Below are 12,844 nucleotides of genomic sequence, written 5' to 3' on the forward strand. Positions count from 1 at the left end.
ACCAATTCACGGGAAAAGTGTAATGGATCATGCGCATTTCACAAACCTGAAAGGCCCGTCGAGGCCTGCTGGCATGCACATCCGCCACACATCGCCGCGGCCGCGCAAACGACAAGGGCACCCGAAGGTGCCCCTGCTTGCCTTATTCGCGTGATCGGGCGGCGCGCGCCGCCGCCCGGCGCGGCGTCAGGCTTCGGCCAGCGCGATGCGCAGCATACGGCGCAGCGGCTCGGCGGCACCCCACAGCAGCTGGTCGCCCACGGTGAAGGCGCCCAGGTACTGCGAACCCATCGACAGCTTGCGCAGACGGCCCACGGGGATGTCCAGCGTGCCCGTCACGGCAACCGGCGTCAGCGCGGCGACGGTGGCTTCCTTGGTGTTCGGCACCACCTTGGCCCATTGCGTGCCCTGGGCGATCAGCGCCTCGATTTCGTCGATCGGCAGGTCGCGCTTGAGCTTGATGGTCAGCGCCTGGCTGTGGCAGCGCATCGCACCGATGCGCACGCACAGGCCGTCGATCGGCGTGGCAGCCGTGCCGAAGGCGGCGCCGCGGCCGAGGATCTTGTTGGTTTCGACTTCGCCCTTCCACTCTTCCTTGGACATCCCGTTGCCCAGGTCCTTGTCGATCCAGGGAATCAGGTTGCCGCCCAGCGGCACGCCGAAATGTTCGTGGGGCAGCGCCGGATCCTTCTGCTTGGCCAGCACGCCGCGGTCGATTTCCAGGATGGCCGACGCGGGGTCGTCCAGCAGCGGCTTGACGGATTGGTTGATTTCGCCGAACTGGGTCAGCAGCTCGCGCATGTGCTGCGCGCCGCCGCCCGAGGCCGCCTGGTACGTCATGGTCGTCATCCATTCGACCAGGTCGTTGTTGAACAGGCCGGCCAGGCCCATCAGCATGCAGCTGACCGTGCAGTTGCCGCCGACGAAGTTGCGCACGCCGCGCTTGAGCGCCGCGTCGATGACCGGACGGTTGACCGGGTCCAGCACGATGATGGCGTCGTCGGCCATGCGCAGGGTGCTGGCCGCGTCGATCCAGATGCCGTTCCAGCCGGCGCCGCGCAGCTTCGGATAGATCTCGGAGGTGTAGTCGCCGCCTTGCGCCGTCACGATGATCGGCAGTTTTTTCAGAGCGTCAATATCGTAGGCATCCTGCAGCGGGCCCGCGCCATCGGCCCAAGTGGGCGCGGCGCCGCCAGCGTTGCTGGTGGAGAAAAACACCGGTTCGATCAGTGCGAAGTCGTTCTCGTCGCGCATGCGTTGCATGAGCACCGAGCCGACCATACCGCGCCAGCCGACAAGGCCTACTGCTTGATTCATTTCAATCGCTCTTTAAAGGTGAAGACAAGGTCCGGGGAAGAAAAAGCCGTGCAATTCATCAATTTATCAGAATGCACGGGGAGATGTTGCGGCGCAGCTAGAAAAAATAGGGGCCGCAATAGGCGCCCTGGGCTTTCGCGGCGCCTCCGCAACAGGAAAAGCAAAGGGCCGTCCGCCGGACGACCCTTTGCCGGGCGCGACCGCCAGGCGCTCCGGCGCCGGGCTGCCGCGCTGTCCTGGCCGATCAGGCCAGGGCCTTCAGCACCGCGTCGCCCATTTCGGCCGTGCCGACCTTGGTCGTGCCCGGTTCGAAAATGTCGGCCGTGCGCAGCCCGTCGGCCAGCACGCGGCGGACGGCAGCCTCGATGCGATCGGCCTGGGGCGCCAGGTTGAGCGAATAGCGCAGCAGCATGGCAGCCGACAGGATGGTGGCCAGCGGATTGGCGATGCCCTGCCCGGCGATGTCGGGCGCGGAACCGTGGCTGGGCTCGTACAGGCCCTGGCCGCCGGCGTTCAGCGAGGCCGAGGGCAGCATGCCGATCGAACCCGTCAGCATGGCCGCTTCGTCCGACAGGATGTCGCCGAAGAGGTTGCCGGTCACGATGACGTCGAATTGGCGCGGGTTGCGCACCAGCTGCATGGCGGCGTTGTCCACATACATGTGCGACAGCTCCACGTCGGGATAGTCGCGCGCGACTTCGATGACGAGATCGCGCCAGAACTGCGAGGTTTCCAGCACGTTGGCCTTGTCCACGCTGCACAGCTTCTTGTTGCGCTTGCGGGCCGACTCGAAGCCGATGCGCGCGATGCGACGCACTTCCGATTCGGCGTAGCGCATGGTGTCGTAGCCTTCGCGCTCGCCGGCGAAGGCGCCGTCGGGCGACGAGCGCACGCCCCGCGGCGTGCCGAAATAGATGTCGCCGGTCAGTTCGCGGATGATCAGGATGTCCAGGCCCGAAACGATCTCCGGCTTCAGCGACGAGGCGCTGGCCAGTTCGGGGTACAGGATGGCCGGACGCAGGTTGGCGAACAGGCCGAGCGCCTTGCGCAGGCCCAGGATGGCCTGTTCCGGACGGAACTCGCGCGGCAGGCTGTCGTATTTCCAGTCGCCCACGGCGCCGAACAACACGGCATGCGACTCCTTGGCCAGCTTCAGGGTGGCCGGCGGCAGCGGATGCTCGAACGCGTCGAACGCCGCGCCGCCCACGGGCGCCTCCTTGATGTCGAGGGAGAGGTCCAGCGCCTTCAGGACGCGCACGGCCTGTTCGACGATTTCCGGGCCGATGCCGTCACCCGGCAAGACTGCGATGTTATGGGTCATACGAAAACAATCCTGTAGTAATTAGGGCGTCAGGCGATGGGACGGCTTTCCAGCCAGGGATGGCGGGCCAGGCGTTCCGCTTCGAAAGCGCGGATCTTGTCGGACTGGCGCAGGGTCAGGCCGATATCGTCGAAGCCGTTGAGCAGACAGTACTTGCGGAAGGGTTCGATATCGAAGCCCATCGCGCGGCCGTCCGCCGCCACCACGACCTGCTGGTCGAGGTCGATGCGCAGCTTGTAGCCGGGGAAGGCCTTCACCTCGTCGAACAGGCGCGCCACTTCGAGCTCGGACAGCACGATGGGTAACAGGCCGTTCTTGAAGCTGTTGTTGAAGAAGATGTCCGCGTAGGACGGCGCGATGATGGCGCGGAAGCCGAACTGCGTCAGCGCCCAGGGCGCATGCTCGCGGCTGGAGCCGCAGCCGAAGTTCTTGCGCGCCAGCAGCACCGAGGCGCCCTGGTAGCGGGGCTGGTTCAGCACGAAATCCGGGTTCAGCGGACGCTTGCTGTTGTCCATGCCCGGTTCGCCGTGATCCAGGTAGCGCAGCTCGTCGAAGAGGTTCGGCCCGAAGCCGGTGCGCTTGATGGACTTGAGGAACTGCTTGGGAATGATGAGGTCCGTGTCGACGTTTTCGCGATCGAGCGGGGCTACCAGGCCTTCGTGTGTGGTGAATGCTTGCATGATGTCGGTACTCGGTGCTTAACGCTTAACGGAACGTGCGGACGTCGACGAAATGACCGGCGACGGCGGCGGCGGCGGCCATGGCCGGGCTGACCAGGTGCGTGCGCCCGCCCTGCCCCTGGCGGCCTTCGAAGTTGCGGTTCGAGGTCGAGGCGCAACGTTCGCCGGGTTCCAGGCGGTCGGCGTTCATGGCCAGGCACATCGAGCAGCCCGGTTCACGCCATTCGAAGCCGGCTTCGATGAAAACCTTGTCCAACCCCTCGCGCTCGGCCTGCTGCTTGACCAGGCCCGAGCCCGGAACAACCATCGCCTGGCGCACGTTCGAGGCCACGCGCTTGCCGCGCGCCACGGCGGCGGCCGCGCGCAGGTCTTCGATGCGGGAATTGGTGCAAGAGCCGATGAACACCCGATCCACGCGGATATCGGTCAGCGGCGTATTGGGCTTGAGGCCCATGTATTGCAGGGCGCGCTCCATGCCGCTGCGGCGCACGTCGTCCTTTTCGCGGTCGGGGTCCGGCACGCGGGAATCCACCGGCAGCACCATTTCCGGGGACGTGCCCCAGGTGACTTGCGGCTTGATGTCGCGCGCGTTGACCTCGACGACGGTGTCGAACTTGGCGCCTTCGTCGGTATGCAGGGTGCGCCAGTAGCCCACCGCCTGGTCCCAGAGCACGCCCGAGGGCGAGAAGGGACGGCCGCGGAAGTACTCGATGGTCTTGTCGTCCACCGCCACCATGCCCGAACGGGCGCCGGCTTCGATGGCCATGTTGCAGACCGTCATGCGGCCTTCGACCGACAGGCCGCGGATCGTGCTGCCGGCGAACTCGATGGCGTGGCCGGTGCCGCCGGCCGTGCCGATGATGCCGATGATGTGCAGGACCACGTCCTTGGCCGTACAGCCGAAGGGCAGCTCGCCCTCGACCTTGATCAGCATGCTCTTGGCTTTCTTCATGAGCAAGGTCTGAGTGGCCAGCACGTGCTCGACTTCGGACGTGCCGATGCCGAAGGCCAGCGCGCCCAGCGCGCCGTGCGTGCTGGTGTGCGAATCGCCGCAGACCACCGTCATGCCGGGCAGGGTCGCGCCCTGCTCCGGGCCGATCACGTGCACGATGCCCTGGCGCAGGTCATTCATGCGGAATTCGGTAATGCCGTATTTGTCGCAGTTGTCGTCCAGCGTATCCACTTGCAGGCGCGAGATGGGATCGTCGATGCCCTGGGCGCGGTTCATCGTGGGCACGTTGTGGTCCGCCACGGCCAGGTTGGCGCCGGTGCGCCACGGCTTGCGGCCGGCAATGGCCAGTCCTTCGAACGCCTGCGGGCTGGTGACCTCGTGCAGCAGGTGGCGGTCGATATAGAGCAGACAGGTGCCGTCTGATTCCTGGTGGACGACGTGGGCGTCCCAGAGTTTGTCGTAAAGGGTTTGGGCCATGGATGCGCTCTGCTAATAGACAATCCGGCTCGTGCCTCGCGCGGTTGAAGCAAAACGCTCCCGCGCCGGCCACTGCGGCATGAGGGAATTATGCACAGGGTCTGAACCTAGTACAACTGCACCTTATATACCAGTACCAGCACTACCATGCTGGGCCGCGACAGGTCTCGGGAAGATCTTGTTTCGGGCTCGCTCCGGAGAATGTGGCCAGATAATCACAGATACAAATTCGGGGCGTTAAAACAGATACAAAATTATCAAAACGATATAATCACGCAACGCTGTGGTTTCTCCATTTACGAAATAAAGCGCAATAAATCGCATTAAACGCGTATTAAAGTAAACCGTTAATCGTCACCATAGCGAAATTCGTGCAAGTTCAACTAAATTAAGAGATGATGCGCGAAGAAACACAAAAAGCCGCCTTGGAAACTTCGTCAAGAATTAACAAATATTGACTCGTCAAATCTGACATTTCCACACAATATGGCGGCCATTCATTCTCAACTCGACTCGCGAATAATCACTATGGCTTCGTTTTTGCTCAAAAGCACGACTTCGGTCCTTGCCCTGGCATTCGTTCCTGCGGCATTTGCTCAGTCTTCCGCTCCCGCCTCGGCGCAGTCCGCAGTCTCGATGAACCAGATCGTCGAACAGACCCTGATGGGCAATCCGGAGATCCAGGCCAAGTACCATGATTTCCAGGCGTCGCTGGAAGGCCAGAACGTCGCGCGCGCGGCTTTTTTCCCGCAGATCAACGCGCAGGGCTATGTGGGTCGCGAGTACCGCCGCAACGTGCCGGGCGTGGGTTCGCAGGACTGGAGCCGTCCCGGCTATAGCGTCGAGTTGCGCCAATTGATTTTCGACGGCTTCCGCACGAGCAATGACGTGAAGCAGGCCGGCTTCGACAAGCTGGCCAAGTTCTACGACCTGCTGTCCACCAGCGACAACACGGCGCTGGCCGCCGCGCAGGCCTATATCGACCTGCAGCGCTACCGCGACATGGAACTGCTGGCCCGCCAGAACTATTCCCTGCACGAGGAAACGCTCAAGCAGATCAACGAACGCGCCGACTCGGGCGTGGGCCGCCGCGTCGACCTGGAACAGGCCGGCGGGCGCCTGGCGCTGGCCCAGACCAACCTGATGACCGAGACCGCGAACCTGCTGGACGTGCAGCAGCGCTTCCAACGCGTGACGGGCGCCCTGCCTCCCGAATCGATGCTGCCGCCGCCCGACATCTCGGGCAAGCTGCCGGCCAAGCCCAGCGATTTCAATGAATCCCTGCGCCGCAACCCCAGCTTCCTGTCCAAGCAGGCCGGCCTGCAGGCCGCGGAAGCCGGCGTGGCGTCGTCCAAGGGCGCGTTCTCGCCGAAGTTCGAGTTCGTGGCCTCCACCGGCCGCGACCAGAACGACCCGACGCCCCAGAACCGCGACATCCAAAGCTCCAGCGTGCAGCTGGTCATGAGCTACAACCTGTACCGCGGGGGCGCCGACTCGGCCCGCGTGCGCCAGACCGCCGCGCAGTCGTACGCCGCGCGCGACATCCGCGACTACACTTGCCGCAACGTGCAGCAGGAGCTGGCCATCGCCTGGAACAACGTGGTCAGCCTGGGCCAGAAGCTGCCCTTCCTGCGCGACCACGAAGTGGCCACGACCAAGGTGCGCGAAGCCTATCGCCAGCAGTTCCAGATCGGCCAGCGTTCGCTGCTGGACTTGCTGGACACCGAAAACGAACTGTTCGAATCGCGCCGCGCCCTGACCAACGGCCTGTATGACCTGCAGATCGCGCAGTACCGCTGGCTGGCGCTGTCGCACCAGCTGCTGCCGGCCCTGGCCCTGCAGCCGGCCCGCAACGAAATGCCCGAGGAAAACGGCAAGCTGGTGGTCTCCGACGACGTGATCAAGCTGTGCAACTCGACGGTGCCCGACACGGCCCGCCTGACCCCGGTGCACGTGAAATACAACGAAGGCGCGCTGCCGCCCACGCTCATCCCGGTGAGCGCGCCCCGCGCCAAACCCTGAGCGTCCCCTGGCGCAAGGAGACTCCATGCCGAAACAGGGCAACGACTTCTCGCAGTTGGACGCGGACTTCGTCCGCGTTCTGGAAGACCTGATCGACGCGCTGATCGCCAATGGCACCTTGCGTATGACGGACCTGCCGATACAGGCACAACAAAAGCTGACCCAGCGCAAGCAACAACGCGCGCGACTCTCGGACCACCTGGACCTGCTGGATGACGAAGATGGACAAGTTATCTGAATTGGCCGCCCGGGAGTGGCGCGCGGACGCCCGCGCCGCGCACGAAGACCCCCTCCTGGACTGTCTGGTCGAAATCACGCGGCTGCACGGCGTGACGGCCACGGCCCAGGCGCTCTCTTCCGGCCTGCCGCTGGAAGAACACCGGCTCACCCCCGCCCTGCTGCCGCGCGCGGCCGCCCGCGCCCAATTGTCGGCCCGGGTGGTCAAGCGCGAGCTGGACAGCATCTCGCAGGACCTGCTGCCCGCGATCCTGCTGCTCCATGGCGAACGCGCCTGCCTGCTGCTGAAGAAAGACGGCGGCAAGTACGTCGTCAGCCATCCCGAGCTGGGCGGCAGTTCGATGGAAATGGAGCCCGAGGAACTGGCGGCGCAGTACACCGGCGTGGTGTGCTTCGTCCGCCCGCAGTTCCGCTTCGACGCGCGCGCGCCCGAAGTCGCCAAGGTGCGCGAGCGCCACTGGTTCTGGGCCGCCATCATGGAAAACCGGCGCCTGTACCGCGACGCGCTGGTCGCCGCGCTGCTGATCAATATCTTCGCAATGGCGATGCCGCTGTTCACGATGAACGTCTATGACCGAGTCGTGCCCAACAACGCCATCGAAACCCTGTGGGTGCTCGCCATCGGCATCACGATGGTCGTGATCTTCAACATGATCCTGAGCACCGCCCGCTCGCACGTGGTGGACAGCGCCAGCAAGCGGGTGGACGTGCGCCTCTCCGCGCAGATCATGGAACGGGTGCTGGACCTGCGGCTTGAGGGCCGGCCGGTATCGGTCGGGTCGTTCGCCGCCAACCTGCGCTCTTTCGAATCCATCCGCGACTTCATCGCCTCAGCCACGATCACCACGCTGGTCGATCTGCCCTTCATCCTGCTGTTCCTGCTGGCCCTGGCCTGGATCTCCCCCTGGATGATCCTGCCGCCGCTGGTCGCCATCGTGCTGATCCTGCTGGTGTCGCTGGCGGCTCAGGCCCGTATGGAATCGCTGACGATGGCGACGTTCCAGGCCTCGTCGCAGCGCAACGCGACCCTGGTCGAGGCGCTGACCGGCTTGGAGGCCGTCAAGACCCTCAATGCCCAGGGCTCCATCCAGCGCAACTGGGAACGCGCCACCGAATTCATCGCCCAGACCGGCGGCAAGCTCAAGCTGATCTCGTCGTCCACGGTCGGCTTCGTCCAGGCCGTCCAGCAGATGGTCTCGATCTCGGTGGTGATCATCGGCGTGTACCAGGCGCAGGAGTCCGCCATCTCCATGGGCGGCATCATTGCCGCCTCCATGATCGCGGGACGCTGCCTCGCGCCCCTGGGGCAAGTGGCGGGCCTGCTGATGCAGTACCAGAACGCCCGCACCTCGCTGGGATCGATCGACAACTACATGAAGCTGCCGGTCGAGCGCCCCGCCGAGGCGGAATTCCTGCATCGCCCGGTATTCCATGGCGGGATCGAATTCCGCGACGTCACGTTCACCTATCCCGGCGCCGCGCAACCGGCGCTGAAGAAGGTGTCGTTCAAGCTCAAGCCCGGCGAAAAGGTCGGCGTCATCGGCCGCATCGGCTCCGGCAAGACCACGCTGGAAAAGCTGGCGCTGGCGCTGTACCAGCCCACGGAAGGCGCGGTCCTGCTGGACGGCATCGACGTGCGCCAGATCGACCCGGCCGACGTGCGCCGCGCCATCGGCCACGTGCCCCAGGATCCCTTGCTCTTCTACGGCAGCCTGAAGCACAACCTGGCCATGGGCGCGCCCTACGCCGACGACGCCAGCATCCTGGCGGCCGCCAACCTGGCCGGCGTCTCCGATTTCGCCAACCTCCACCCCAACGGGTTCGACATGGTGATCGGCGAACGCGGCGAATCGCTGTCCGGCGGACAGCGCCAGTCGGTGGCGGTGGCGCGGGCCCTGATCAACGATCCCCCCATCCTGCTGCTGGACGAGCCCAGCAGCAACATGGACCACCAGAGCGAAACCCAGCTGCGCAAGCGCCTGGGCGAAGCCAGCCAGACCAAGACCATCCTGCTGGTCACGCACCGCACCGCGCTGCTGGACCTGGTCGACCGGCTGATCGTGATCGACAACGGCCACATCGTGGCCGACGGTCCCAAGGAACAAGTCGTCGAAGCCCTGCGCCAGGGTCGTGTCGGACGCGGAGGCTGAAGTAATCATGCTGAACAACCCCGCCGAACCCAGGCATGGCCTGTTTGGAACCCTGTGGCGCAAGCTGCGCGGCATCTTTGTGTTCTTTTTCGACCGCCTGCTCGATGGCACCGCCAAGGGCAAGCCCGAGCATCGCTCTGACTATGTCGGCAACGCGGAATGGGTCATCCATGAATCCCAGGCCCGCGGATCCCGCATCCTGCTGTGGGTCAGCCTGCTGGCGACCGGCGGCCTGCTCTTCTGGGCGGGCACCGGCAGCATCGACGAGGTCGTTCGCGGAGAAGGCAAGGTCGTGCCCTCGCGCCAGGTCCAGATCATCCAGAGCCTGGACGGCGGCATCGTCGAGGAAATCCTGGTCCGGCCCGGACAGGAAGTCGAGGCCGGCGAAGTCCTGCTGAAGATCGACTCCACCCGCTTCGCCTCGTCGCTGGGCGAGAACAACGCGGAGTACCTGTCGCTGCTCGCCAAGGCTGCCCGCCTGAAGGCGCTGGCCACCGGCGAGCCTTTCGTGGCGCCCGAGGAGGCGCTCAAGCAGGCGCCCGGCCTGGTGGAAATGGAACGCAACGCCTGGCAGGCGCGCACCTCGGAATTGAACGCCACCGTCAATGTCGCCCGCGAGCAGCTCAAGCAGCGCCAGGAAGACCTGCGTGAAACGCTCGCCAAGCGCGACCAGGCCGCCACCAGCTGCGGGCTGACTTCCCGCGAACTGCAAGTGACCCGTCCGTTGCTCAAGAGCGGCGCCGTCTCCGAAGTCGACCTGCTGCGCCTGCAGCGCGACGTGGCCCGCTACTGCGGCGAACAGAAAGGCGCGGAAGCGCAGATCGACCGTTTCCAGGCCTCCATCAAGGAAGCCGAAAGCAAGATCCAGGAAACCGAGCTCAATATCCGCAACCAGGCCCGCAACGAGCTGTCCGAAACCAACACCAAGCTGTCCACGCTCAGCCAGGGCAAGCTGGCGCTGGCCGACCGCGTCAAGCTGGCCGAGGTCCGCGCGCCGGTGCGCGGCACCGTCAAGACGCTGTTCAACAACACCGTCGGCGGCGTGGTCCAGCCGGGCAAGGACATCATCGAGATCGTCCCCAAGGACGACACCCTGCTGCTCGAAGTGCGCATCCAGCCGCGAGACATCGGCTTCCTGCACGCGGACCAGAAGGCGGAAGTGAAATTCACCGCCTACGACTTCGCCATCTACGGCGGCCTGGAAGGCAAGGTGGAACAGATCGGCGCGGACACCGTGACCGACGAGAAAGGCAATTCCTACTACGTGGTGCGCGTCCGCACCGACCGCAGCACGGTAGGCGACAAACTGTTGCCCATCATCCCCGGGATGGTGGCGGAGGTCCACATCCTGACAGGCAAGCGCACGGTGCTCCAGTACCTGCTCAAGCCCATATTGCGCGCCAAGGCGAATGCCTTTACCGAACGTTAAGGAGGGCTGCAAGGCTTTATGAAACCCGTTCCTGTCCTGTTGATTACGCACGACGACCTGTTGTGGCAGCATTGGCGCGCGCTGGACCCGGCGCGTTGGCTCGCAGCCCGGGGCCGCGGCCTGGCCGACCTGCAACGCTGGCGCGAACAGGGTCGCACGCTGGCCGTGCTGGACACCGGCCTGCCCCGGCTGCCTTCCTGGCAGGATCCCGTCTGGACCCCCACCCTGGCGGATATGCGCGTGGTCGTCGCCAGCCCCAGCCCGAACGACGAAGAAGGCACCCGGGTGCTGGGCGCGGGCGCCCACGGCTACTGCCACGGGTACGCGCCCGCGGCCGGCTTGTCGCAGGCGCTGGAAGTCGTGGCGTCGGGCGGCATCTGGATGGGCAGGTCGCTCGTCTCGCGGCTGCTCAAATTGGTGGCCGAACGTTCCCAGGGCACGGAATCCTGGGACGGCGGCCTGCTGACCGAGCGGGAAATCACCGTGGCGCGCTATGCCGCCAACGGCCAGGCCAACGCGCCGATCGCGGAAGCGCTGGGCATTACCGAACGCACGGTCAAGGCCCACCTGTCGGCCGTTTTCGAAAAGCTGGGCGTCACGGACCGCCTGCAGCTCGCCCTGCTGGTCCATGGCATTTCCGCGCCCGCCGACGCCAGGATGAAAATTCCCTCCTGATACTGTCCTTGAGGACAATATCCCGCGCCGGCGGCGCCATTTAGTATCTGGCCATCTTGGATAACTCCCTGAAACGGAACCAACATGGCCAACACCTCCCCCGCAGTCGTCAACGAAATTTCCGGTCGCGCGTGGATACGCAATAGCGACGGTTCCCTGACCGAACTGCATCAAGGCAGCAAAGTCCCCGCAGGCGCCGACGTCGTTACTGCCTCGGGCGCCACGGTTTCGCTTCAGGTGGGCGACGGCATGCCGCTGGTCATTGGCGAAGGCCGCGAAGTTGCGATGAACGCCGACGTGGGCGGCCCCCTGGCCGACCCGTCCGAAGCCGCGGTGGCTCCGCCCAGCGGCACCGACTCCGACCGCCTGCTGGCCGCCCTGCGCGACGGCCGCGACCCGTTCGATGACCTGGATCCCACCGTGGCCGGCGGCGGCGACGCGGGCGGCAGCAGCTTCGTGCGCCTGGCCCGCATCCTCGAAACCACCAGCCCGCTGGACCTGGCCTATCCCAACCCCGCCCGCGGCGAGGACATCCTGCCCCGCATGTCGGCCACCGGCGCCGGCGAAGACGACGGGGACGGCACGCCCGCCCCGACCGTTACCGTCAACAACCCGCCCAGCGCGCTCGACGACGCGGGACGCGGCGACCAGAATAGCCTGGTGCGCGGCAACCTGCTCCTCAATGACTCGGATCCCGACGGCGACCCGCTCACGATCACCTCGATCAGCGGCCGCGCCATGACCCCGGGCGGCATCACGGTCACCGGCAGCAACGGCGGCTCCTTCACCGTCCAGCCGGACGGCAGCTACGTTTTCAACCCGGGCGGCAACTACGACCACCTGGCGCAAGGCGAGACCACCACCACCACCATCTCGTACACCATCACCGACCCGAGCGGCGCCACGTCCACGGCGACCGTGGTCGTGACGATCACCGGCACCAATGACGGCCCGACCGCCGTCGCGCTGGACAACCGGGACAACATGGACGGCGACGTCGTCAGCTACGACCTGTCCGGCTTCTTCAGCGACGTGGACAAGAGCGACGTCCTCACCTACTCCGTCGACCACGTGCCCGGCGGCCTGACGTTCGACACCGCCACCGGCACCTTCTCCGGCCAACTGGCCAATTGGGCGTCCGACCACACCAACACGGGCGTGAAGGGCGAGTACCTCATCACGGTAACGGCCACCGACCCGTACGGCGCCTCGGTTTCCAAGACGTTCGTGTGGACGATCGGCAACCCCGAGCCGATCGCGCTCGACGACTCCGGCGCAACCACCGAAGACAACGTGCTCGTGGTTGACCATGTTTCCCAAGGCGTGCTCGGCAACGACACCGATCCCGATGGCGACACGATCGTTGTCTCGGCGGTCGAGGGCAACGCGGCGGGCGTGGGCAATGAAGTCAGCGGTTCCAACGGCGGAAAGTTCACCCTGAACGCCGATGGCACCTACACCTTCAATCCGGGCTCCGACTTCCAGTACCTGGCCGCCGGCGCTACGATCACGACCTCCATCACCTACACCGTCTCCGACGCCCAGGGCGCAACGGACACGGCCACGCTGACGGTGACGATCACC

General features: G+C 65.4%; 10 protein-coding genes. 6 read left to right on the plus strand and 4 right to left on the minus strand.

What is annotated here, in order from left to right:
* Positions 1-186: 186 nt before the first annotated feature.
* The 4 genes from asd to leuC all read right to left on the minus strand — a co-directional run bounded on the left by asd (position 187) and on the right by leuC (position 4,747).
* The gene (asd, locus tag ADE01S_RS06705; protein ID WP_062680760.1) at positions 187-1,317 is read right to left on the minus strand and encodes an aspartate-semialdehyde dehydrogenase; all 1,131 of its coding nucleotides are present in this window, start codon (positions 1,315-1,317) and stop codon (positions 187-189) included.
* Between the two features lie 244 nt (positions 1,318-1,561).
* Positions 1,562-2,638 (minus strand): 3-isopropylmalate dehydrogenase, encoded by a 1,077-nt coding sequence (gene leuB, locus ADE01S_RS06710; RefSeq protein ID WP_062680761.1) that lies wholly within the window; start codon positions 2,636-2,638, stop codon positions 1,562-1,564.
* 29 nt (positions 2,639-2,667) lie between these two features.
* Positions 2,668-3,318 (minus strand): 3-isopropylmalate dehydratase small subunit, encoded by a 651-nt coding sequence (gene leuD, locus ADE01S_RS06715; RefSeq protein WP_062680763.1) that lies wholly within the window; start codon positions 3,316-3,318, stop codon positions 2,668-2,670.
* Positions 3,319-3,343: 25 nt separating this feature from the next.
* The gene (gene leuC, locus ADE01S_RS06720) at positions 3,344-4,747 is read right to left on the minus strand and encodes a 3-isopropylmalate dehydratase large subunit (RefSeq protein ID WP_062680765.1); all 1,404 of its coding nucleotides are present in this window, start codon (positions 4,745-4,747) and stop codon (positions 3,344-3,346) included.
* A 528-nt stretch (positions 4,748-5,275) separates the two neighbouring features.
* Between leuC and ADE01S_RS06725 the strand changes: the two genes are divergently transcribed.
* The 6 genes from ADE01S_RS06725 to ADE01S_RS06750 all read left to right on the plus strand — a co-directional run.
* Positions 5,276-6,769, plus strand: coding sequence for a TolC family outer membrane protein (locus tag ADE01S_RS06725; protein WP_062680767.1), 1,494 nt, complete (start codon positions 5,276-5,278; stop codon positions 6,767-6,769).
* 25 nt (positions 6,770-6,794) lie between these two features.
* Positions 6,795-7,007 (plus strand): hypothetical protein, encoded by a 213-nt coding sequence (locus ADE01S_RS06730; RefSeq protein ID WP_062680768.1) that lies wholly within the window; start codon positions 6,795-6,797, stop codon positions 7,005-7,007.
* Positions 6,991-9,156: a type I secretion system permease/ATPase gene (locus ADE01S_RS06735; RefSeq protein ID WP_062680770.1), complete on the plus strand. Its 2,166-nt coding sequence runs from the start codon at positions 6,991-6,993 to the stop codon at positions 9,154-9,156. The genes ADE01S_RS06730 and ADE01S_RS06735 overlap by 17 nt, the downstream gene beginning before the upstream one ends.
* A gap of 7 nt (positions 9,157-9,163) precedes the next feature.
* Positions 9,164-10,585: an HlyD family type I secretion periplasmic adaptor subunit gene (locus ADE01S_RS06740; RefSeq protein WP_062680803.1), complete on the plus strand. Its 1,422-nt coding sequence runs from the start codon at positions 9,164-9,166 to the stop codon at positions 10,583-10,585.
* A gap of 18 nt (positions 10,586-10,603) precedes the next feature.
* The gene (locus tag ADE01S_RS06745) at positions 10,604-11,260 is read left to right on the plus strand and encodes a response regulator transcription factor (RefSeq protein ID WP_062680773.1); all 657 of its coding nucleotides are present in this window, start codon (positions 10,604-10,606) and stop codon (positions 11,258-11,260) included.
* 84 nt (positions 11,261-11,344) lie between these two features.
* On the plus strand, positions 11,345-12,844 hold a 1,500-nt coding region (locus ADE01S_RS06750), incomplete at its 3' end, for a retention module-containing protein (RefSeq protein ID WP_156494249.1).

The organism is Achromobacter denitrificans NBRC 15125, from assembly GCF_001571365.1.
Lineage (GTDB): Bacteria > Pseudomonadota > Gammaproteobacteria > Burkholderiales > Burkholderiaceae_B > Achromobacter > Achromobacter denitrificans.